General features: G+C 73.3%; 23 protein-coding genes and 1 pseudogene. 17 read left to right on the forward strand and 7 right to left on the reverse strand.

Features of this window, described 5'->3' with window-relative positions; all coding sequences use genetic code 11:
* Nucleotides 1-37 precede the first annotated feature (37 nt).
* The 5 genes from ACFYZS_RS00880 (at nucleotide 38) to ACFYZS_RS00900 (ending at nucleotide 5,580) form a co-directional block, all read left to right on the forward strand.
* A complete protein-coding gene (locus ACFYZS_RS00880) occupies nucleotides 38-1,861 on the forward strand; it encodes a hypothetical protein (RefSeq protein ID WP_389005444.1) in 1,824 nt (607 codons plus the stop codon).
* Between the two features lie 164 nt (nucleotides 1,862-2,025).
* Nucleotides 2,026-2,982: an ABC transporter ATP-binding protein gene (locus ACFYZS_RS00885; protein ID WP_389005446.1), complete on the forward strand. Its 957-nt coding sequence runs from the start codon at nucleotides 2,026-2,028 to the stop codon at nucleotides 2,980-2,982.
* The gene (locus ACFYZS_RS00890) at nucleotides 2,982-3,737 is read left to right on the forward strand and encodes an ABC transporter permease (protein WP_389005448.1); all 756 of its coding nucleotides are present in this window, start codon (nucleotides 2,982-2,984) and stop codon (nucleotides 3,735-3,737) included. The genes ACFYZS_RS00885 and ACFYZS_RS00890 overlap by 1 nt, the downstream gene beginning before the upstream one ends.
* 110 nt (nucleotides 3,738-3,847) lie before the next feature.
* Nucleotides 3,848-4,966, forward strand: coding sequence for a sensor histidine kinase (locus ACFYZS_RS00895; protein ID WP_389006263.1), 1,119 nt, complete (start codon nucleotides 3,848-3,850; stop codon nucleotides 4,964-4,966).
* Complete coding sequence (locus ACFYZS_RS00900) at nucleotides 4,963-5,580, forward strand: response regulator transcription factor (RefSeq protein WP_389005450.1); 618 nt, start codon at nucleotides 4,963-4,965, stop codon at nucleotides 5,578-5,580. Before ACFYZS_RS00895 ends, ACFYZS_RS00900 begins: the two co-directional genes overlap by 4 nt.
* Before the next feature lie 235 nt (nucleotides 5,581-5,815).
* On the opposite strand, the gene ACFYZS_RS00905 is transcribed toward ACFYZS_RS00900, so the two are convergent.
* Nucleotides 5,816-6,607 carry a transglutaminase-like domain-containing protein gene (locus tag ACFYZS_RS00905; protein WP_389005452.1) on the reverse strand — a complete coding sequence of 264 codons (792 nt, stop codon included), beginning with the start codon at nucleotides 6,605-6,607 and terminating at the stop codon, nucleotides 5,816-5,818.
* Nucleotides 6,604-7,605, reverse strand: coding sequence for a GNAT family N-acetyltransferase (locus ACFYZS_RS00910; protein WP_389005454.1), 1,002 nt, complete (start codon nucleotides 7,603-7,605; stop codon nucleotides 6,604-6,606). The genes ACFYZS_RS00905 and ACFYZS_RS00910 overlap by 4 nt, the downstream gene beginning before the upstream one ends.
* A gap of 117 nt (nucleotides 7,606-7,722) precedes the next feature.
* On the opposite strand from ACFYZS_RS00910, the gene fdxA reads away from it, so the two are divergent.
* Nucleotides 7,723-8,052, forward strand: coding sequence for a ferredoxin (fdxA, locus tag ACFYZS_RS00915; RefSeq protein ID WP_030868357.1), 330 nt, complete (start codon nucleotides 7,723-7,725; stop codon nucleotides 8,050-8,052).
* 119 nt (nucleotides 8,053-8,171) lie between these two features.
* Nucleotides 8,172-9,269 (forward strand): succinyldiaminopimelate transaminase, encoded by a 1,098-nt coding sequence (gene dapC / locus ACFYZS_RS00920; protein WP_389005456.1) that lies wholly within the window; start codon nucleotides 8,172-8,174, stop codon nucleotides 9,267-9,269.
* A gap of 79 nt (nucleotides 9,270-9,348) precedes the next feature.
* Here the strand turns inward: dapC and ACFYZS_RS00925 are convergent, their stop codons facing one another.
* Complete coding sequence (locus ACFYZS_RS00925) at nucleotides 9,349-9,789, reverse strand: ATP-binding protein (RefSeq protein ID WP_389005458.1); 441 nt, start codon at nucleotides 9,787-9,789, stop codon at nucleotides 9,349-9,351.
* Nucleotides 9,790-10,025: 236 nt separating this feature from the next.
* Entirely contained in the window at nucleotides 10,026-10,991 is a 966-nt protein-coding gene (locus ACFYZS_RS00930) for a hypothetical protein (protein WP_389005460.1), read from the reverse strand.
* Between the two features lie 86 nt (nucleotides 10,992-11,077).
* Here ACFYZS_RS00930 and dapE point away from each other — a divergent pair, with 86 nt between their 5' ends.
* Entirely contained in the window at nucleotides 11,078-12,157 is a 1,080-nt protein-coding gene (gene dapE / locus ACFYZS_RS00935) for a succinyl-diaminopimelate desuccinylase (protein WP_389005462.1), read from the forward strand.
* A gap of 64 nt (nucleotides 12,158-12,221) precedes the next feature.
* Nucleotides 12,222-12,989, forward strand: coding sequence for a TIGR00730 family Rossman fold protein (locus ACFYZS_RS00940; RefSeq protein ID WP_389005464.1), 768 nt, complete (start codon nucleotides 12,222-12,224; stop codon nucleotides 12,987-12,989).
* 93 nt (nucleotides 12,990-13,082) lie between these two features.
* On the opposite strand, the gene folP is transcribed toward ACFYZS_RS00940, so the two are convergent.
* Complete coding sequence (gene folP, locus ACFYZS_RS00945; protein ID WP_389005466.1) at nucleotides 13,083-13,943, reverse strand: dihydropteroate synthase; 861 nt, start codon at nucleotides 13,941-13,943, stop codon at nucleotides 13,083-13,085.
* A gap of 85 nt (nucleotides 13,944-14,028) precedes the next feature.
* On the opposite strand from folP, the gene ACFYZS_RS00950 reads away from it, so the two are divergent.
* Nucleotides 14,029-14,385 carry a DivIVA domain-containing protein gene (locus ACFYZS_RS00950; protein WP_389006265.1) on the forward strand — a complete coding sequence of 119 codons (357 nt, stop codon included), beginning with the start codon at nucleotides 14,029-14,031 and terminating at the stop codon, nucleotides 14,383-14,385.
* Complete coding sequence (locus ACFYZS_RS00955; protein WP_389005468.1) at nucleotides 14,382-14,957, forward strand: DNA-3-methyladenine glycosylase I; 576 nt, start codon at nucleotides 14,382-14,384, stop codon at nucleotides 14,955-14,957. Before ACFYZS_RS00950 ends, ACFYZS_RS00955 begins: the two co-directional genes overlap by 4 nt.
* Before the next feature lie 39 nt (nucleotides 14,958-14,996).
* On the opposite strand, the gene ACFYZS_RS00960 is transcribed toward ACFYZS_RS00955, so the two are convergent.
* On the reverse strand, nucleotides 14,997-15,800 hold the full coding sequence (locus tag ACFYZS_RS00960; protein WP_389005470.1) for an enoyl-CoA hydratase/isomerase family protein: 804 nt from the start codon (nucleotides 15,798-15,800) through the stop codon (nucleotides 14,997-14,999).
* Nucleotides 15,801-16,133: 333 nt separating this feature from the next.
* Between ACFYZS_RS00960 and ACFYZS_RS00965 the strand changes: the two genes are divergently transcribed.
* Together ACFYZS_RS00965 and ACFYZS_RS00970 are read left to right on the forward strand one after the other, a co-directional pair.
* On the forward strand, nucleotides 16,134-16,301 hold the full coding sequence (locus ACFYZS_RS00965) for a DUF3117 domain-containing protein (protein ID WP_003966491.1): 168 nt from the start codon (nucleotides 16,134-16,136) through the stop codon (nucleotides 16,299-16,301).
* A gap of 134 nt (nucleotides 16,302-16,435) precedes the next feature.
* Nucleotides 16,436-17,053 (forward strand): phosphatase PAP2 family protein, encoded by a 618-nt coding sequence (locus tag ACFYZS_RS00970; RefSeq protein WP_389005472.1) that lies wholly within the window; start codon nucleotides 16,436-16,438, stop codon nucleotides 17,051-17,053.
* Nucleotides 17,054-17,095: 42 nt separating this feature from the next.
* On the opposite strand, the gene ACFYZS_RS00975 is transcribed toward ACFYZS_RS00970, so the two are convergent.
* Entirely contained in the window at nucleotides 17,096-17,758 is a 663-nt protein-coding gene (locus ACFYZS_RS00975) for an O-methyltransferase (protein WP_030153432.1), read from the reverse strand.
* Between the two features lie 216 nt (nucleotides 17,759-17,974).
* Here ACFYZS_RS00975 and sigE point away from each other — a divergent pair, with 216 nt between their 5' ends.
* From sigE to ACFYZS_RS00995, 4 genes and pseudogenes are all read left to right on the forward strand, one after another.
* Nucleotides 17,975-18,754 (forward strand): RNA polymerase sigma factor SigE, encoded by a 780-nt coding sequence (sigE, locus tag ACFYZS_RS00980; RefSeq protein ID WP_078621824.1) that lies wholly within the window; start codon nucleotides 17,975-17,977, stop codon nucleotides 18,752-18,754.
* Nucleotides 18,751-19,347, forward strand: a pseudogene (locus tag ACFYZS_RS00985) (zf-HC2 domain-containing protein); the annotation flags it as partial. The gene sigE and the pseudogene ACFYZS_RS00985, both read left to right, overlap by 4 nt.
* Nucleotides 19,348-19,482: 135 nt before the next feature.
* The gene (locus tag ACFYZS_RS00990) at nucleotides 19,483-20,826 is read left to right on the forward strand and encodes a S1C family serine protease (RefSeq protein ID WP_389005475.1); all 1,344 of its coding nucleotides are present in this window, start codon (nucleotides 19,483-19,485) and stop codon (nucleotides 20,824-20,826) included.
* Nucleotides 20,827-20,932: 106 nt separating this feature from the next.
* A complete protein-coding gene (locus ACFYZS_RS00995; protein WP_389005477.1) occupies nucleotides 20,933-21,379 on the forward strand; it encodes a sec-independent translocase in 447 nt (148 codons plus the stop codon).
* The last annotated feature ends 118 nt before the right edge of the window (nucleotides 21,380-21,497 follow it).

Consider the following 21,497-nt stretch of genomic DNA (forward strand, 5'->3'; position numbering starts at 1 on the left):
TGGGCCTGGCGCGGCGACTGCCTCGGAGGAGAACCCTGTGACCTCGAACCCGTCCACGCCCGACACCGACGGGCCGAAGACCGAGACCACCCTGACGACCCGGATCCGGATCAACATCCCGGGTTCGCGGCCGATCCCGCCGGTGGTCGTACGCAAGCCGGTGGCGGCCGCAGAGCCGGAGCCGCAGGCCCCGGCCCCGGCCGAGGCCGCCGCCGGCGCGGGCCAGGCCGCGGCGGAGCCCGCCGCCGGCGCGCCCGGCGCCGAGCCCGAGGAGGCGACCAGCAACTGGTTCGCCCCGCGCAAGGCCCCGGCCGCGGCCCCCGCGCCCGCCGCCGCGGCTCCGGCCCCCGCGCTGCCGACCCGTACCCCGGCCGCCGCCGGCCCCGCGCCCGTGCTGCCCACCCGTACGCCGGCCCGGCCCGGTCCGGTCCCGCCCGGCCCGGGCGCCGGCTTCGCCCCGGGCGGCCCGGCCGGCCCCGGCCCCCGTACGGGCGCCCCGGCGGGCCCCGGCTTCGACGCGCCCGGCCACGGCGGCCCGGGCCCGGGCCACCAGGCGCCGCCCGCCCCCCGGATTCCCGGCGGCCCCGGCGTCGGCACGCCCCTCGGCCGCCCCGGCTACGGCGACGCCGACGGCGGACCCGCCACCGAGGCCTTCCCCGCGTACGGCGGCCCGGCCGCAGGCGGCGCCCCCGCGGGTCCCACCGGCGGCCCCGCGCTCGGCTCCGTCCCCGTCGGCGGCCCCCGCGGCGACGAGGCCCCCCGCTGGCCCGGCCCCGAGCTGGACGACCCGTTCCCGCCGATCCCCGGCCCGGGCGGCCCCGGCCCGGTCGTCCCGACGCCGGTTCCGACGCCGGCCCCCGCCCCGGCGGCGGCCGCCCCCGCGCGCCCGAAGCCGGCCTCGATGAAGCCGACCAAGGTCAAGAAGGGCCGCTCCAAGCTGGTCCTCCTCGGCAGCGGCGTCATCGCCCTGTTCGGCGTGGCCTACGGCGCCGGGCTGCTCCTCAACCACTCCGACGTCCCCAAGGGCACCACCGTCATGGGCGTCGACATCGGCGGCACCCGCGACGAGGCCGTCGGCAAGCTGCAGACGGCCTTCGGCAACCGGGCCGCCTCCCCGCTCACGCTCACCGTCGGCGGCAAGCAGGTCGAGCTCAAGCCCGAGAAGGCCGGCCTGAGCCTGGACGCCCAGACCACCGTCCGCAACGCGGCGGGCAGCGACTACAACCCCGTCACGGTCATCGGCTCGCTCCTCGGCAACGAGCGCGTCGCGGAAGCCGTGTTGCCGGTCGACGAGGAGAAGCTCCAGGTCGCGCTCCAGGAGCTGGCCGGCACCGCGGGCACCGCCACCGAGGGCACCATCACCTTCGACACCGGCAAGGCCGTCGCGGTCCCCGGCAAGCCCGGCACCTCCCTGGACCCGGGCGCCTCCGCGGAACTGGTCAAGAAGGCCTTCCGCGAGCTGGTATCCACCGGCAAGACGGCCCCGGTCGAACTCCCGGTCGCGGCCAAGAACCCGGTCGTCGACCAGGCCGAACTGGACCGGGCCATGAAGGAGTTCGCCGAGCCCGCGATGTCCGGCGTCGCCACCGTCAAGGCGGGCGGCAAGTCCCTCCCCTTCGGCGCCAAGTCCCTCCCCAAGATCCTCAGCATGCAGGTCGTGGACGGGCACCTGACCGAGAAGTACGACCTGGAAGCGCTCAAGGCGACGTACGGGAACACCTTCGACGGCGTCCTGATCACGCGCGGTACGGGCGAGAAGACCGCGGTCACCCCGCAGGACGTCGTCGGCGCCCTGCGCCAGGCGCTGCGCGGCAAGACCACGGCCGAGCGGACCGTCACGATCAACACCAACGGCAGCTGACGACCGCCGGTCAGAGCCCCCGTCCGACCCCGGGCGGGGGCTCCGCCGTGCCCGCCGCCGGCCCGGCCGCGGGGGCTGTCATACCGGCCGCATGACATCTGTCATCCACGGGTCACGACGGCAGACACTGCCGCGCGCACCCCCGTACGGGGGAATCTTCGGTCATGACGACGACGACCCCGGCGCACACCGCCGCCGCGAAGGACACCGGCCCCGGCGCCGGCCCCGTGGTGGCCTTCCGGAACGTGACCAAGAGCTACGGCGCGGTCCGCGCGGTCGACGGGCTCTCCCTGGAACTCCACCCCGGTGAGACCGTCGCCCTGCTCGGCCCCAACGGCGCCGGCAAGTCCTCCACCCTCGACCTGCTGCTGGGCCTGCGCCCCGCCGACTCCGGCACCGTCGAGCTCTTCGGCACCACCCCCCGCGAGGCCGTCGCGGCCGGCCGGGTCGGCGCGATGCTCCAGAGCGGCGGGCTGATGGAGGACGTGACCGTACGGGAGATCGTCGCCCTCGGCTGCGCCCTGCACCCCCGCCGCCACCCCGTCGAGGAGGTGCTCGGCCGCGCCGGGATCACCGAGATCGCCGACCGCATGGTCAACAAGCTCTCCGGCGGCCAGGAGCAGCGCGTCCGCTTCGCCCTCGCCACCGCCGGACACAACGACCTGATTGTCCTCGACGAGCCGACCACCGGCATGGACGTCACCTCCCGCCAGGCCTTCTGGGCCACGATGCGGGAGCAGGCCGCCCAGGGCCGCACGGTGCTGTTCGCCACCCACTACCTGGAAGAGGCCGACGCGATCGCCGACCGCGTGCTCGTCCTCAACAAGGGCCGGCTGCTCGCCGACGGCACCGCCGCCGAGATCAAGGCGAAGGCCGGCGCCCGCCGGATCGCCTTCGACCTGGCCGCGGACGCCCCGGTGGACGAGAGCGCGCTGCGCGCCCTGCCGTACCTGACCTCCTACGAGCGCCACGGCGACACGGTCAGGCTCCAGTCGCGCGACGCCGACGCCACCGTCCACGCCGTGTACGCACTGGGGCTCTACCCCCGGAACCTGGAAGTCGCCGGGCTGGGCCTGGAACAGGCCTTCATCGCCCTCACCGAGGCCGAGGAGGCCGAGTAATGCCGACCGTTGGAACGATCAAGCTCATCCGGCTCGAGATCAGCCGGGCCCTGCGCAACAAGAAGTACCTGTTCTTCACCGTCCTCTACCCGGCCGCGCTCTTCCTGATGCTCGGCGGCACGCTGAACGGCACCACGAAGGTCATGGGCACCGAACTGACCATGCCGGCCTTCTACATGGTCGCCATGGCCTCCTTCGGCGCCCTGACCGCCGTCCTGATGGGCAACAGCGAGCGCATCGCCAAGGAGCGCGAGAAGGGCTGGGTCCGCCAGCTGCGGCTGACCGCCCTGCCCGGCCGCGGCTACGTCCTCGGCAAGACCGCCAGCGCGGGCGTGCTCTCCCTGCCCGCCATCCTCGTCGTCTTCGCGGTCGCCGCGCTCGTCAAGGGCGTACGGTTCGACGCCTGGCAGTGGCTCGCCCTGACCGCTTCCATCTGGGCCGGCAGCCTGGTCTTCGCCGCCCTCGGCGTGGCGATCGGCTACCTGGCCAGCGGGGACACCGTCCGCCCGATCACGATGCTGTTCTACTTCGGCCTGTCCATCCTGGGCGGCCTGTGGATGCCGACCGCGAACTTCCCGCAGTGGCTGCAGAACATCTGCGAGTGGCTGCCGACCCGGGCGTACGCGGGCCTCGGCCAGGCCATCGAGCTCGGAGGTGCGCCGCACCTGAAGGACGTGGCGATCCTGGCGGTGTACTTCGTACTGTTCACCGGTGCCGCCGCATGGCTGTACCGCAAGGACTCGCTGAAGGCATGACGGGTGTGACGAGCGTGATGGGTGCGACGGGAGTGACCAGGGGAGCCGGCGCGACGGAGCCGATGACCGAGACCGGTCCGACGGGGACGAAGGGCGGGCCCCGGGTCGGGATGCGCCCCGAGAACCGCCGGCAGAAGATCGTGAAGTCGCTGTGGATCAGCGTCTGGCTGTTCTACCTCAGCGCCCCCGTCACCGACCTGGTCAGCGGCGGACACAGCCCCGGGGCCCGGCTGCTCGGCGGCCTGGGCCTCGTGGCCTTCGTCGCCTGGTACCTGATCCTGGTCTTCCGCACCGCCCGGCAGACCGAGGTGCGGCGCGTGCTGCTCTCGGTGGCGGTCCTCTCCGCGCAGGCCACGATCCTCTCGCTGGCCCTGGGCCGTGAATGGCTCGTCCTCTTCGTGTACGTGGCGATCGCCTCCGGCGCCGCGCTGCCGGGGGAGATCTCCCGCTTCACGGTGCCCGGCGCCACCGCACTGCTCGCCCTGACCGCCTTCGCGGTGCCCGGCGGCGACGCGTACCTGGCCGGGCTGCTGATCCCGGCCCTGATGGGCGGGTTCGCGATGGTCGGCATCCGCGCCATGATCCGCACGACGATGGAGCTGCGCGAGGCGCGGGCCACGGTGGCGCAGCTCGCCGCGAACGAGGAACGGCTGCGGATGGCCCGGGACCTGCACGACCTCCTCGGCCACTCGCTGTCCCTGATCACGCTCAAGAGCGAGCTGGCGGGCCGGATGCTGCCGGACCACCCCGAGCAGGCGGCCCAGCAGGTGGCGGACATCGAGCAGGTCAGCCGGCAGGCGCTGGTCGACGTCCGGGAGGCCGTGAGCGGCTACCGGCGGCCGACCCTGCCGGGCGAACTGGCGGGCGCCCGCACCGCGCTGACGGCGGCCGGCGTGCTGGTGGACCTCCCGGCGGAGCCGGTGGCGGACCTCCCCGAGGAAGTGGAGTCGGCACTGGCCTGGTCGCTGCGCGAGGCGGTGACCAACGTGGTCCGGCACAGCGGTGCACAGCGGTGCACCGTCCGGCTGGAGACCCTGCAGACCCTGGCCGGACCGGTGGCGGAGCTCTCGGTCACCGACGACGGCGGGGGAGGCCCCGCGAAGGCGGGCAACGGCCTGACGGGGCTGACGGAGCGCCTGGAGGCGGTCGGCGGCACGCTGTCGGCCGGACAGGCGGGCAAGAAGGGCTTCCGCCTCCTGGCCCGCGTCCCCCTAGGATCGGGATCATGAGCGCACGCCCCATCCGGATCCTCCTGGCGGAGGACCAGTCCATGGTCCGGGAAGCCCTCGCGGCTCTCCTCGGACTGGAGCCGGACATCGAGGTGCTGGCCCAGGTCGCCCGCGGCGACGAGGTGGTGCCGGCGGCCCGGGAGCACGACGTGAACGTCGCGCTGCTCGACATCGAGATGCCGGGCATGACGGGCATCGAGGCCGCGGCGGCCCTGCGGACCGCCCTCCCGGACCTCAAGATCGTCGTCCTGACCACCTTCGGCCGCCCCGGCTACCTGCGCGGGGCGATGGAGGCGGGGGCCTCGGCCTTCCTGGTCAAGGACGCCCCGGCCGCGCAACTGGCCGAGGCGGTGCGCAAGGTCCTGGCGGGCGAGCGCGTCATCGACCCGACCCTGGCGGCGGCGGCCCTGGCGGAAGGCGCCAACCCGCTGACGGACCGCGAACGGGAGGTGCTGCGCGCGGCCGAGGACGGAGCCACCAACGCCGAACTGGCCGCCCGCCTCCACCTCTCCCAGGGCACGATCCGCAACTACCTCTCGACGGCCATCCAGAAGCTGGCGGCCCGCAACCGCGCCGAGGCCATACGCGTGGCCCGGGACAAGGGCTGGCTCTAGGGGGTGTCCGCAAAGTAGCGCCGTGCGCCCGCAGGGCGGTCTCGCGGCGTTCGGTGCGTGCTCTCGGTGTGCCGGGCGGAAGCCGGTGTACTGGGCGTACTCGGGATTTCGCCCGGTGCGCCGAGAGTGCGTGCCGGGCGCCGCGGGGCAGGCGGGACTTTGCGGACACCCCCTAGGGGGTGTCTCGTCGATCAGGCCGCCCGAGCCCCGCGCGGCGGCGCCGGCGCCCCGGCGGTCAGTTCAGCAGCGCGCGAGCGGACAGGGCCTCGGAGCGGATCCGGGCCGCGGCCGGCGGATCGATCGCGTCGACGACCTCCGCGTAGGACTCCATCTCGGCGGCGCCGAAAGCGAACTCCCCGCGCTCGACCAGGAGCTTCGCCCGCTCGTACCGCAACGACGCCGGATGCGAGGGCAGCAGCAGGGACAGCTCCAGCGCCCAGAGCGCCACCCCCGACTGCTCCGGCCGGGCCGCGGCCCACGCCCTGATGTTGTTCAGGATCCGCAGCACGATGTCCAGCGTCCGCGCCGGAGTCCGCGGCTCGGCCGCCAGCTCCGCCGGCCCGGCCCCCAGCGAGGCGCCCCCGGCGAACGGGTCCACCACCAGACCCTCGTCCGGATCCCCGAACCCCACCACGAAGTGCCCCGGCAGCCCCAGCCCGTACACCGGCGCGCCCGCGCGCCGCGCGACCTCGAGCCAGACGACGGACAGCAGGATCGGCAGGCCCCGGCGCCGCCGCAGCACCTCGTGCAGCAGCGAGGACGACAGCCGGTCGTAGTCCGCGGGCGTGCCGTGGAAGCCCATCCGGCCCCCCAGCAGCTCCGTCACCGCCGAGGCCCACGCCTTCCCGCCGCGCAGCCCGTACGGCAGCATCCCCGCCAGCCGGTCCAGCTCGATCTGCGCCCAGTCCACCGCCCGCTCGTCCAGCTCCGGATCCGCCTCCGCGGCCAGCAGCAGGCACAGCAGCGCCAGGTCCGGCCGCTCCGAGCGGGCCTCCTCCGCGAACCGCTCCCGGGACTGCGCGCTCATCGCGCGCCCTCCGCGTCCTGGAACCGGACATGGTGGTAGGCGTGGTGCCTGGCGAAACCCAGCCCGTCGTACAGGGCCAGTGCCCCCGCGTTGTCCGCCTCCACCTGCAGCCACGCCGCCGAGGCGCCCTCTTCCAGCGCCCGGCGCGCCAGGACCGCCATCACCGTCGTGCCCAGCCCCCCGCGCCGGTGCCCGGGGTCCACCTCGACCGCCGCGAAGCCGGCCCACCGGCCGTCCACCACCAGCCGCCCTATGGCCCGCCCGGGCAGCGTCGCGAACCACACCGACGGCCCGGCGACCAGCACCTGCCGGGCCACCTCCGGATCCTTGACCCGCCCGTACATCCCGAGCCACTCCTCGTCCGGGGTCCGGGTCAGCCGTACCTCGCGGGCGCCGGTACCGGTGTCCACGTCCGCGATCGGCGCCAGCGCCGCGATCCGGACCTCCGCCGACACCTCGTTCACCCAGCCCCGGCGCTCCAGCTCCGCGCCCAGCAGCTCCTGCGTGCCGGCCGCGCCGGTCGCCGTCTGCACGTACGCCGGAAGTTCACGTTCCGCGTACCAGGACGTCACTCGCGCGAGTGCTTCGTCCAGCGGGACCCCCGGGTCGCCGAGCGGCAGGACGGAGTTGGCCCGCCGGGTGAAGCCGCCGGCCGCCCGCAGCGTCCACGCGCCGAGCGGCTCGCTCTCCAGCGGCTGCCAGGCCCTCGCGCCGACCCGCGCCAGCTCCTCGAAAGAGGCCGCGGGACCCCGCCGCCGGGCCGGCGCCGGGGGCACGATCTTGCCCGCCACCAGGGAGGATTCCGCGATGCGGACGGACTCACCGCTCTTTCGTGTGATCGTCAGCACACCTTGGTCCCAGGATGTGAGAACCCCTACCGTGTCAGTGAACGAGGGCGCCTCGTCCGCCCCGCTCTCCACCCGTCGTACAGAGACTCGTTTACCCACGTCAGCCGGGGTAATACGGATCTCCAGCAGCCCACCGGCAGTGATTTCCACAGCTCTGTCCGCCCCTCCTGTTCGGATCGTGCCCGGGAACGGAGATACTAGGCGTGGGCATCGACGACGCCGCGCTCCCGCGCGATATGGAAAGCCCTACCGAGGAGGAACGAGAGCGTGACCTACGTCATCGCGGAGCCTTGTGTCGACGTCAAGGACAAGGCATGCATCGAAGAGTGCCCCGTCGACTGCATCTACGAGGGCCAGCGGTCCTTGTACATCCACCCCGACGAGTGCGTCGACTGTGGTGCGTGTGAGCCGGTCTGCCCGGTCGAGGCCATCTTCTACGAGGACGACACCCCGGAAGAGTGGAAGGACTACTACAAGGCGAACGTCGAGTTCTTCGACGAGCTCGGTTCGCCCGGTGGTGCCTCCAAGCTGGGCCTGATCGAGCGCGATCACCCCTTCATCGCGGCGCTTCCGGCGGACATCAACCCGAGTCACTGACGACGGCCCGGTACCGCCAGAACCGCCCCTCGGTCCCGTACGGCCCCCGTGCCGCGCGGGACCGATCCGTTTGCCCGCACAGCCGGTACGCCCAGCACCAGTAGAGAGCAGAGAACACCGTGGCCGCAGTATCCGCACGTCTTCCCGCCTTCCCCTGGGACAAGCTGGAGCCGTACAAGAAGACGGCGGCGGCCCACCCGGACGGCATCGTCGACCTGTCCGTCGGCACGCCCGTGGACCCGGTCCCGCAGCTGGTCCAGGACGCGCTCGTCGCGGCCGCCGACTCCCCGGGCTACCCCACGGTGTGGGGCACGGTCGCGCTGCGCGACGCGATCACCGGCTGGCTGAAGGGCCGGCTGGGCGCGAGCGCCGCCGGACACCGCAACGTCCTGCCGGTCGTCGGCTCCAAGGAACTGGTGGCCTGGCTGCCGACCCAGCTGGGGCTGGGCGCCGGGGACAAGGTGGCGTACCCGCGGCTCGCGTACCCCACGTACGAGGTGGGCGCGCGGCTGTGCGGCGCGGAGGCGGTCGTCTACGACGACCCGACGGACCTCGACCCGGCGGGCGTGAAGCTGCTCTGGCTCAACTCCCCCTCCAACCCCACCGGCAAGGTCATCCCCAAGGAAGACCTGGTCCGGATCGTGGCCTGGGCGCGCGAGCACGGGATCCTGCTCTTCAGCGACGAGTGCTACCTGGAGCTGGGCTGGGAGGCCGAGCCCGTCTCCGTCCTGCACGACGACGTCTGCGGCGGCTCGTACGAGGGCATCGTCGCCGTCCACTCCCTCTCGAAGCGCTCCAACCTGGCGGGCTACCGGGCCGCGTTCATCGCCGGTGACGCCGAGGTGCTCGGCGAGCTGCTGGAGATCCGCAAGCACGGCGGCATGATGACCCCGGCGCCGGTGCAGGCGGCCACCGTCGCCGCGCTCGGCGACGACGCGCACGTCGAGGAGCAGCGCGGGCGCTACGCGGCGCGGCGCGAGGCGCTGCGGGCGGCGCTGGAGGCGCACGGCTTCCGGGTCGAGCACAGCGAGGCCAGCCTGTACCTGTGGGTGACCCGCGACGAGCCCTGCTGGGACACCGTCGCCCACCTCGCCGAGCTGGGCGTCCTGGTCGCGCCGGGCGATTTCTACGGTGAGGCCGGCGCGGAGTTCGTCCGCGTCGCCTTCACGGCCACGGACGAGCGCGTGGACGCCGCGGTCAAGCGCCTCGCCGCCTGATCCGCCGCGGACCCGGTGAACGGCCCGAGGGGCCGGGAGTTCGTGCTCCCGGCCCCTCGGTGTTCCTGCGTGCGGCGGGTCAGCCGCCCAGCGGGAGGCCGCCCAGCGCCTGGGTGGGGAGCGCGCCGGTCAGGCCGCCGGCCGGGACGGCGCCGGTCGGCAGACCACCGGTCGGCAGCGAGCTGGTGGGCAGGGTGTCGGTCGGCAGGGCGCCCTTGGACAGCGCGTCGGTCGGCAGGCCCTTGGCCGGCAGCCCGCCGATCAGACCGGTCGCGGCGTCGGTGACCTGCGCGGGGGCGCCGGGTACGGCCTGGGCGGCGGTGTCCGTCGCGCTCGTGGCAGCGGCCTCACCGGTGCCGACCACGTCGCCCGCGGCGTCCGGGCTGGTGACCGCGCCCAGCTGCGGCACGGACTCCAGGCCCGCGGCGCTGGCCGCGCCGGCCGCACCGACCACGGGAGCTGCCCCGGCTGCGAGCAGCAGCGCGGTACGGGCGATCCGGCGGGTCAGGGGGAGGGACATGATGCTCCTAAGCGGTAGCGGCTGAGTACGCCGTGTACAACCGCTCAGGGGGCGGGTGGAGTTGCGGAGACGCCGGGTAAAGGATCGGTAACGCATCGTTTAATCGGCCTGCGTGACAAGCGCATCGGACCTGCGCCGACCAGGGCTTCCGTTCCCCCGGAGGCGGATCGGGCCGCCGCCCGGTCACCCCCGTGCGGGGGACGCCTCGTACAGGCGACCCCACGGCCGGCGGCGCGTCACTGGGCCACGAAGATCCGTACCGAGCCGGCCTCCGCGCGGTGGGGATCGACGGCCCCGGCCTTGCCCTGCGGTCCGCCGGGGCCCAGCTGCTGCCACTCGCCCTTCGCCTGGCCGGCCACCCAGCTCGCGGGACCGTACGAGACCCGGGCGACGCCCATCCCGCGCGCGTTGGCCACCGCCCAGCCGGCCATCACCTTGCTGCCGCGCGCCGCGGAGGCGCCGCCGTCCTTCTTCTCGACGAAGGTCACCTCGGCCTCCTTGACCTTCCCGGACGCGTCCTGCGTGCGGCGCGGCTCCGCCGCAGCGGAGTGCATCTTGGTCTTGGCGAAGATCCGGGTGAGCTCCGTACGCACCTTCTCCGGGTCGCCCGGCGCGGTCGGCGCGGGTCCGCCGCAGGTCAGCTCGCCGTCCCCGGCGAACGCCGCCGCGATCACGACCGCTTCCGCCTCGTGCTTCGCGTACGCCTCGGGGTAGCCGCTGCGCTGCACCTCCTGCGCGGCCTCCGTCAGCGGGAGATCGGCGTACCCCTTGACCTGGACGAGGTGGTCGTAGAACTTCCCGGCCGAGTACACCGGGTCCATGATCTGCTCCTCGGTGCCCCAGCCCATCGAGGTCCGCTGCTGGAACAGGCCCAGCGAATCCCGGTCGCCGTGGGGGAGGTTGCGCAGCCCCGACTCCTGCATCGCGGTGGCCAGCGCGATGGCCAGGGCCCGGTCCGGCAGGCCCTTGGCCACGCCGACCGCGGCTATGGTCCCGGCGTTGCCCGCCTGTTCCGGGGTCATGTCGACGCCGGTCGAACTCGTCGGCACGCTCGCCGTGCAGTGCGGCGCGCCGCCACCGCCGTTCGTCGTGTTGTACTGCACGGCGAAGTAGCCGATCAGCGCGAGCAGCACCAACACACCCGCGCACGTGAGCAGCGGCCGGCGTCGGCGACGAGGACGGGGGGCATCGTTCCGGGTCACGGCGCCCACCGTACTTGAGCCATACGACGCGTCCACCGGCCGGACGTGAGAGCTTCGCCGCAGTCCTGGGCGTTAGGGTCTGAGCCATGTCCGAATCCGAGCTGGACCTCACCCTGGACGCCGCCGAGCTGACCGCCCGGCTCGTCGACATCCCGTCCGTGAGCGGCGACGAAAAGGTCCTCGCCGACCTGGTGGAGCACGCGCTGCGCGCCCTGCCGCACCTCACGGTCGACCGGTACGGCAACAACGTCGTGGCCCGTACGCACCTCGGCCGGGCCGAGCGCGTCGTCCTCGCCGGCCACCTCGACACCGTGCCGATCGCCGACAACGTCCCGTCCCGCCTGGACGAGAACGACGTCCTGTGGGGGTGCGGAACGACCGACATGAAGTCCGGCGTCGCCGTACAGCTGCGCATCGCCGCGACCGTGCCCGAGCCCAACCGCGACCTCACCTTCGTCTTCTACGACCAGGAGGAGGTCGCCGCCGACCTCAACGGCCTGGGCAAGGTCGCCGAGGCCCACCCCGACTGGCTGACCGGTGACTTCGCCGTCCTGCTGGAGCCGTCGAACGCCGAGGTCGAGGGCGGCTGCCAGGGCACCCTGCGCGTCCTGCTCCGCACGAGCGGCGAGCGCGCCCACTCCGCGCGCAGCTGGATGGGCTCCAACGCCATCCACGCGGCGGCCCCGATTCTCGCCAAACTCGCGGCGTACGAGCCCCGCAAGCCGGTGATCGACGGGCTGGAGTACCACGAGGGCCTGAACGCGGTCCGCATCGAGGGCGGCGTCGCCAACAACGTCATCCCCGACGCGTGCACCGTCACGGTCAACTTCCGCTTCGCCCCGGACCGCAGCATGGACGAGGCGATCGCCCACGTCCGGGAGGTCTTCGCGGACTGCGGCGTCGACGAGTTCGTGATCGACGACTTCTCGGGCGGCGCCCTCCCGGGCCTGTCCCACCCCGCCGCGGCGGCGTTCATGGAGGCTGTCGGCGGCCGCGCCATGCCGAAGTTCGGCTGGACGGACGTCTCCCGCTTCAGCGCCCTCGGCGTCCCGGCGGTCAACTACGGCCCGGGCGACGCCCTGCTGGCCCACAAGGTCGACGAGCGCGTGGAAACGAAGGCCATCCTCCACTGCGAAGAACGACTCCGCGCCTGGCTGACCTCCTGAATTCCGCTTCTCGTCACCTTTGTGCGCCTAATCTGATCCAACGATCAGCAGGAGGGAGCACATCATGGGCAACTCCAGCACTTCCGACGGGTCCGCTCGTCGCCGGCCCGAGGAGCAGCAGCTCGGGCCCGTGCTGCGCAGGCGGAGCCAGGTGCAGGCCGGCAGTACGACGGACCAGCGGCTGCTGGATTCCGCCGGGCCTTCCGAGTGGGTACACACCGATCCCTGGCGGGTCCTGCGCATCCAGTCGGAGTTCATCGAGGGCTTCGGCACGCTGGCGGAGCTGCCGCCGGCGATCAGCGTGTTCGGCTCGGCCCGCACGCCCGTCGGCTCGCCGGAGTACGAGGCCGGCGTGCGGATCGGCGGCGCCCTCGTCGAGGCGGGCTTCGCGGTGATCACCGGCGGCGGCCCGGGCGCGATGGAGGCGGCCAACAAGGGCGCCCGGGAGGCGAACGGGATCTCCGTGGGCCTGGGCATCGAGCTGCCCTTCGAGCAGGGGCTCAACCAGCACGTGGACCTCGGGCTGAACTTCCGGTACTTCTTCGTCCGCAAGACGATGTTCGTGAAGTACAGCCAGGGCTTCGTGGTCCTGCCGGGCGGACTCGGCACGCTGGACGAGCTGTTCGAGGCCCTGACCCTCGTCCAGACCCAGAAGATCACCCGGTTCCCGATCGTGCTGTTCGGGTCGGAGTACTGGTCGGGCCTGGTCGACTGGCTGAAGAACACGGTGATCGCGCAGGGCAAGGCCTCGGAGCGCGACCTCTACCTCTTCCACGTCACGGACGACGTGGACGAGGCGATCGCGCTCGTGACCAAGGAAGTCGGCAAGTAGCCGCAGCCGCTGCGCGAGAGCCCCCGGCGGGCCACCGCCGGGGGCGCGTGGCTCAGGCGAGTCCGCGGCGGGCGACTGCGGGGGGCGCGTGGCTCAGGCGAGTCCGCGGCGGGCGACCGCGGGGGGCCGGTGGCCCTGGATCGTGCGGACCATGTCCAGGATCTGCTTCGTCTCCGCGACCTCGTGGACGCGGTAGACCTGGGCGCCGAGCCAGGCCGAGACGGCCGTGGTGGCCAGGGTGCCCAGCAGGCGCTCCTTGACCGGCTTGTCGAGGGTCTCGCCGACGAAGTCCTTGTTGGACAGGGAGACCAGCACCGGCCAGCCGGTGTCCGTCATCTCGCCGAGCCGGCGCGTGGCCTCCAGCGAGTGGCGGGTGTTCTTCCCGAAGTCGTGGCCCGGGTCGATCATGATCGCGTCCCGGCGGACGCCGAGTGCGGCGGCGCGTTCGGCCAGCCCCACCGTGACCCGCAGGATGTCCTCCATCACGTCCTCGTACGCGATCCGGTGCGGCCGGGTGCGCGGTTCGACGCCTCCCGCGTGGGTGCAGACGAGGCCGGCGCCGTGCCGGGCCGCGACCTCGGCCAGCTTCGGGTCCACTCCGCCCCAGGCGTCGTTGAGCACGTCGGCCCCGGCTTCGCAGACGGCCTCGCCGACCTCGTGCCGCCAGGTGTCGACGCTGATCACCACGTCCGGGTGGCGGCGCCGCACCTCGGCCACGAAGCCGACCGTGCGCCGGGCCTCCTCGACCGCGTCCACGTGCTCGCCGGGACCCGCCTTGACCCCGCCGATGTCGATGATCGCGGCGCCCTCGGCGACCGCCTGCTCGACCCGGTCCAGCGCGGGCTCGTCGCGGAACGTCGCGCCCTGGTCGTAGAAGGAGTCCGGAGTCCGGTTCACGATGGCCATGATCACCGGCTCGTGGGTCCCGAACTCGCGCCTGCCCAGTCGCAGCATCCCGTTCTTTCCTCCTCCGGCGGCCCTCGCGCCTCGCTGCGACCTTAACCTGGTGGCCGGTGGCCCGATGATGTCTCTCAGGGAGTTGCTCGTGTTCTGGTTCTTGCTGATCGCGCTGGTCGTGGTCGTCGCGGCGGTCACCCTGGCCGTGGTGGGCGGTGGTTCCGAGGCCGTGCTGCCGGAGGCGGAGCCGGACCGGGTGGCCGACGCGCTGCCCGAGAGCCGCCCGGTCGTACGGGCCGACATCGACGCCCTGCGCCTGCCGGTCGCGCCGCGCGGGTACCGGATGGCCGAGGTGGACGACGTACTCGAGCGGCTCGCGGCTGAGCTCGCCGAGCGGGACGCGCGGATCGCCGAGCTGACGGCCGCGGCCGCGCAGGGCCGCGCGCAGGCACCGGGCGCGGTCGACCTGCACAAGGACGCCCCGCGGGAGGAGCGGTGACGGCGGTCGCGGGTCCGGACGGCGGCCTGCGCTGCCCCTGGGCGCTGGCCACGGAGGACTACATCGCCTACCACGACACGGAGTGGGGCCGCGCGGTCCACGGGGACGACGCCCTGTACGAGCGGCTGTGCCTGGAGGCCTTCCAGTCGGGGCTGTCCTGGCTGACGATCCTGCGCCGGCGGGAGGGCTTCCGTACGGCCTTCTCGGGGTTCGTGATCGCCGAGGTCGCGGAGTTCGGGCCGGCCGACGCGGAGCGGCTGCTCGCCGACGAGGGGATCATCCGCAACCGGGCCAAGATCGAGGCCACGCTCGCCAACGCGAAGGTCCTGGCGCAGTGGGAGCCGGGCGAACTGGACGCGCTGATCTGGTCGCACGCGCCGGAGCCGGGCCGCCCGGCACCGGCGACGATCTCCGAGGTCCCGGCGGTGACGCCCGAGTCCACGGCCCTGTCCAAGGCGTTGAAGAAGGCCGGGATCCGCTTCGTCGGGCCCACGACCGCCTACGCGCTGATGCAGGCCTGCGGCCTGGTCAACGACCACCTGGCCGCCTGCGCCGCCCGCGACCCCGCCTAGGCGGGGAGGGCGGGGGCAGGCGGCGCCGGAGGGGCGGGTTCAGCGACCCAGGTACTTCGGCGGCTGCTTCGCGAGGAAGGCCTGGACGGCGATCGAGTGGTCCTCCGAGGCACCCGCACGGGCCTGCAGGGTGTCCTCGTGGGCCAGCGCCTCGGCCAGCGAGCGGGAGGCCCCGTAGGCCAGGGACTCCTTCAGCGCCGCGTAGGCCACCGTCGGGCCGGCCGCCAGGGTGCGGGCCACCGCCTCGGCCTCCGCGTGCAGGGAGTCCGAGGGGACCAGGCGGTTCACGATGCCGAGCTCGTACGCCTCCTGCGCCTTCACCGAGCGGGGGAAGAGCAGCAGGTCGGACGCGCGGGAGGCGCCGATCAGGCGGGGGAGGGTCCAGGAGACGCCCGAGTCGGCGGTCAGCGCCACCCCCGCGAAGGAGGTGTTGAAGGAGGCCGTGTCGGCGACGACCCGGAAATCCGCCGCCAGTGCGAAGCCGAAGCCGGCCCCGGCCGCCACGCCGTTGACGCCCGCGACCACCGGCTTGGGCATCTCGGTCAGGGCCCGCACGATCGGGTTGTAGTGCTCCGCGACCGTGTTCATCGTCAGGGAGGAGCCGGTCTCGCGGTCCGCCGCCAGGTTCCCGATGTGCTCCTTGAGGTCCTGGCCGACGCAGAACGCCCGGTTGCCGGCCGCCGTCAGCAGCACCGCGCGGACGGCCGGATCGGCGGCCGCCGACTGCACCGCGTCGCGCAGCGCGACCTTGGCCTCGGTGTTCATCGCGTTCATGGCGTCGGGACGGTTGATCGTGATCTTCGCGAGTCCGTCGGTCACTTCGTAGAGCACGCTGTCGGCCATGGCAGGGGGTCCCCCTTCGTCGCGGGCTTGGCTACCGGCCGGTACCGGCCGGTGCAAGGGCCAGCATGGCGGACCGGACCGCTCCGGGGCATGTGATGTGCGTCAAAGAAAGCGGAGGGCGGACGCCGGGTGCGACGGCGCAGTATCGCAGGCACGTCCCCGAAATGAGTGGTTTTGGCCGAGCGCGTTGCGCAAGCGTTCCCTGCCGATGTTGGTCATCGGGTCCTGACATGCGGGATAATGGCCAAGAAGCAATGTGTTCGATGCCGGGTTCCAGGCGCCTGAATGGGGCCGTCGGCTGACGATGAGCTGGTTTCAGGAAGGGGAACGAGCATGGCGGCCATGAAGCCGCGGACGGGCGACGGCCCGCTCGAGGTCACCAAGGAGGGGCGGGGCATCGTCATGCGCGTACCGCTCGAGGGCGGCGGTCGGCTTGTCGTCGAGCTGACTCCGGACGAAGCGGACGCCCTGGGTGACGCCCTGAAGAAGGTCGTCGGCTAACCCGTCGGCAGCACCGCAGTACCCGTATTCTCTGCGCCGCCCCGGCCGCTCACCAGCGGTCGGGGCGGCGTTGTGTCACGTCCGGGGGCCGGACCCCGTCCCGGACCGATCCCCTGCGCCCCGCGGAGCCAGCCGTGACCTTCTCCCCGCCCGCGCCGCCGGCCTTCGCCGACTGCACTCCCCGCCAGAAGGCCGCCCGCCTCGTCTCCGACGGCCTGGCGCCGGCGAACATGGTCGTCGCCCTGCTGCTGCTCGTGGGATGGCACGCCGGTGCGTCGTGGACCGGTCTCGGCTGGGGCCTGTTCGCCGCCCTGTTCTGCGGCGCGGCCCCGATCGGGATCATCGCCGTCGGCGTCCGGCGGGGGGCGCTGACCGACCAGCACATCCGGGTGCGCGGGCAGCGCATCGTCCCGATGGCGCTGAGCCTGCTCTGCGTGGTCGCCGGCCTCGTCCTGCTGCGGGTCCTCGGCGCCCCCGGCCAGGTGTTCGCGCTCGTCGTCGCGATGCTCGTGGGCCTCGCGTCGTCGTTGCTGGTGACGGTGGGCTGGCAGATATCGATCCACATGTCGGTGGCCGCCGGCACCGTGACGATCCTGCTGCTCGTCTTCGGACCGCGGGTGCTCCCGGCGGTCCTGATCGCCGCCGCCGTCGCCTGGTCCCGCCTGGTCCTGCGGGCGCACACCCCCGCGCAGCTCCTCGCCGGCACGGCGCTGGGCGGTACGTCGGCCCTCACCTTCCTGCTGCTGGGCTGAGCCGGGCCGCCCGGGCGGGTCCCGCCGGGGGCGTACGGACGCTCAGCGGCGGACCGCGCACAGCAGGCCGTCGCCCACCGGGAGCAGGGCCGCTTCCAGCGCCGGGCTCTCGCGGACGCTGCGCAGCAGCTCCCGTACGCGCAGCACCTCGGTCTGCTGGGCGGCCCCGTCGACGGTCCGGCCGTCCGAGAAGACCCCCTCGAAGCAGACCAGCCCGCCGGGGCGCAGCAGGCGCAACGATTCGGCGAGGTAGTCGAGGGACTCGGAGGGGTCCCCGTCGCAGAAGACGAGGTCGTACCCGCCGTCGGCGAGCCGGGGCAATACGTCGAGCGCCCGGCCGGGGATGAAGCGGGCGCGGTTGCCCGCGAAGCCGGCGGCGCGGAAGGCCTGGCGGGCGAAGGCCTGCCGGTCGGCCTCGGGGTCCACGGTGGTCAGCACCCCGTCGGGACGCATGCCGTGGAGGAGGTGGATGCCGGAGACGCCGGTGCCGGTGCCGATCTCGGCCACCGCCTTGGCGTCCGCGGTGGCGGCGAGCAGGCGCAGCGCGGCCCCGGTGCCCGGGGAGACGGAGCGCAGGCCCGCTTCCCTGGCCCGGTCGCGGGCCCACCGCAGAGCGTCGTCCTCGGCGACAAACGCGTCGGCGAACGCCCAGCTCGTCTGCCGGTTGCCGGTAATGACCCTCTCCTGTCCCCATAGTTGGCGCAACGGTGACTGTATCCGTTGACGTCGGGAACCCGCAGATGGGACCGGGCGTTGGAGAAAACGGCGGCGGACTGAACCAGCGCGGCGAAAAGGGGCGTATGGGCGGGGCGCGGCCGGGATAGATGGGGCGGCAGCGGGCAGATCGACGGCCCGGCCGGTCGCGGGCACGTGCAAAGTTACTGCAAAAACACTTATCCGGAGCTGACGGGAGGGGTGGCTATGGTAGGGACTCCACTGGACACCACCAGAGCCGATAGGGGAGGTGCGGCTGCGCCTGTGGATCGTGGAGGTGTATTCAGACGCCTCTTCTGGTCGGCGGGTGAGCCGAAATCCGTGACCGACATTGCTGACCGCTTCCACACCGCTGCCACCGCAACCACCGCGACCTTTGCCGCCGATGCGGGCACCCAGGCGTGGACCCCTCCTTCATGGGAGGAGATCGTCAGCACGCACAGCGCGCGGGTCTACCGCCTTGCCTACCGTCTGACGGGCAACCAGCACGACGCCGAGGACCTGACGCAGGAGGTCTTCGTCCGCGTCTTCCGCTCGCTGTCCACGTACACCCCCGGCACGTTCGAGGGCTGGCTGCACCGGATCACCACCAACCTGTTCCTCGACATGGTCCGCCGCAAGCAGCGGATCCGCTTCGACGCGCTCGCCGACGACGCCGCCGAGCGGCTGCCGAGCCGCGAGCCGTCCCCGCAGCAGGTCCTGCACGACACCCACTTCGACGCGGACGTGCAGCAGGCGCTGGACACCCTCGCGCCCGAGTTCCGCGCGGCCGTGGTGCTGTGTGACATCGAGGGCCTGTCGTACGAGGAGATCGCCGCGACGCTGGGCGTGAAGCTCGGCACCGTGCGCAGCCGTATCCACCGGGGCCGCTCGCACCTGCGCAAGGCGCTCAAGCACCGGTCCCCCGAGGCCCGGGCCGAGCAGCGGGCCCTGGCGGGAGTGGCGGTGGGCGCACCGGGTGCCGGGGGAGAGGGCGGAACCGAGTGAGCGGAGTCAGCCCCTCTCCTGCCGAACAGCACCTGGGTGACCGGCTGGCCGCCCTGGTCGACGGTGAACTGAGCCATGACGCGCGCGAGCGGGTCCTGGCGCATCTGGCCACGTGCGCCAAGTGCAAGGCCGAGGCCGATGCGCAGCGGCGCCTGAAGAGCCTTTTCGTCGAGAGCGCGCCGCCGCCGCTGTCGGCCGGGCTGTTGGCCCGGCTGCAGGGCCTGCCGGGCGGCGGCCCCGACGGGCCGTCGGGTCCGTCCTCCGGTCCGCTGGGTCCGCCCGGCGCCGATCTCTTCGGGTACGTGGCCCCGGCCGCGCCGCAGCAGGGCTTCCGCATCCACGAGGTGGGGCGGCCGCGCCGCCGCTTCGCGTTCGTGGCGGCCGGGGCGGTCTCGCTGGCCGCGATCGCCCTGGGCGGCTCGCTCCCGGTCGACTCCCTGGACCCGACCGTACGGGGCGAGGCCCCGGCGTCACGTCCGGGACCGGCGGTGTCGGTGACGGACGCGGTGGTCCGTGACCGCGCTCCCGGCCCCGGTTTCGTGGCGGGCCCCAGACCGACGGCTCCGCTCCCCCCGGTGCATCCGTCGATCTCTCCCCGTCCGGTCTCGCTGACCCGCTGAGGCGCGGGTGACCGGGGGCGGAGCCCCCGGTCGGCGGAGGACCTGGTTGAATCGGCGGCAGGTGCGCCGCCCGGCGGTGCTACAGGTATCGCCCCCAGGGGAGCGCCCATGGCCGACCAGCAGCAGTCCGACACGGCCCCGACGTGGTGGAGCCGCCCCGCCGCCCCGCACGCGGCGCCGGAGGCGGCAGCCGGGTCGGGTTCCGGTCCGGAGGCCGGGTCCGAGCCCGGGCCGGGTCCCGATCCGGCGGCCGAGCCCGCGCCCGGACCGGCCGGGGCCGCCGCGGCGCCGCGCTACGACCCCTGGGGCGAGCAGCCGCTGCAGGTGGCTGACCAGGGCAAGGCGGCCGGCGGCGGGCACGTGGTGCGGATGCGGCACGCCCTCGCGCTCGGCCTCGGCATCGCCCTGCTGGCCGGCGGCATCGGCGGGTGGCTCGGCGTGCTCGCCGAGCGGCAGAGCAGCACGCGCCTCGAACTGCCCCAGGCCGCCGTCGAGAACAAGGGCCGCGCCCCCGAGAGCGTGGCCGGCATCGCCGCCACCGCGCTGCCCGGAGTCGTCACCCTCCACGTACGCGGCACCACCGGCAGCGGCACCGGAACCGGCTTCGTCCTCGACGGCCAGGGCCACATCCTCACCAACAACCACGTCGTCTCCGACGCCAAGGACATAACGGTCACCTTCAGCACCGGCGAGAGCGTCACCGCCGAGCTGGTCGGCCGCGACAGCGGCTACGACCTGGCCGTGGTCAAGGTCGAGGGCGTACGGGGCCTGCAGCCGCTCTCCCTCGGGAACTCCGAGAACGTGAAGGTCGGCGACCCCGTCGTGGCCATCGGCGCGCCCTTCGACCTCTCCAACACCGTCACCGCCGGCATCATCAGCGCCACCGGCCGCCCCATCACCGCCGGCGGCGACAAGGGCGACGGCAGCGACATCAGCTACGTCGACGCCCTCCAGACCGACGCCCCCATCAACCCCGGCAACTCCGGCGGCCCGCTCCTCGACGCCAAGGCCCGCGTGATCGGCATCAACAGCGCCATCCGGGGAGCCGACAAGGGCGATTCCGAGAAGCAGAGCGGCAGCATCGGGCTCGGCTTCGCCATCCCGGTCAACCAGGGCAAGCGCGTCGCCGAGGAGCTGATCCGCACCGGCCGCGCCACCCACCCCGTCATCGGCGTCACCCTCGACATGGAGTACACCGGCGACGGGGCCCGCGTCGGGACCAAGGGCGAGGGCGGCAAGCCCGCCGTCACCCCCGACGGCCCCGGGGCCCGGGCCGGGATCCAGGGCGGCGACGTGATCACCAAGGTGGACGGCGTACGCGTGCACGGCGGCGACGAGCTCGTCATCAAGATCCGCGCCCACCGCCCCGGCGATCCGCTCACCCTGACCGTTCTGCGCGACGGCCGGGAGCGCACGCTGGAGCTGGTGCTCGGTTCGGCGAACGGATCATGACCAGATGGAGAATCCCGGGCCGATGCGGCACCGATGTATGGGCCCGCGGACAACGCCGGGTACCGTGTGTCGTGGCCCGAAGTGAAAAGAGCCGAGGAGCGGCAAGGTGTTCAACGACATAGGCGCACTCGAGCTGGTCACGATCGTGGTGCTCGCCATCCTCATCTTCGGCCCGGACAAGCTGCCCAAGGTGATCCAGGACGTCACCGGGGTGATCCGGAAGATCCGCGCGTTCTCCGACAGCGCGAAGCAGGACATCCGGTCCGAACTCGGCCCCGAGTTCAAGGACTTCGAATTCGAGGACCTGAACCCGAAGACGTTCCTGCGCAAGCAGCTGAGCGAGAACGAGGACCTGAAGGAGATCCGGAGCACCTTCGATCTCCGCAAGGAGCTGAACGACGTCACCGACGCCGTGAACAGCCGCGAGGCCGACTCCGCCCCGGCCGCCGCCGGCTCCTCCGGCGCGCCCGCCGCCACCGGCCCGGACCTGCTGAAGAAGCCCGCCGCCCCGGCCGCCGAGCTGCGCACCCCGTACGACGCCGACGCCACCTGAGACACCCCCTCGTTCGAGCCTTCCCGGGCGATCCGGGGTCCTGTGGCTATCCTCCATGAGTCCGGACCCAGGACGCCCCAGGGTGGGGGTCCCCCCGACGACACGTGGGGGAGGGCGC

The sequence above is a fragment of the Streptomyces sp. NPDC001903 genome (genome assembly GCF_042891345.1).
In the GTDB taxonomy this organism is placed as follows: domain Bacteria; phylum Actinomycetota; class Actinomycetes; order Streptomycetales; family Streptomycetaceae; genus Streptomyces.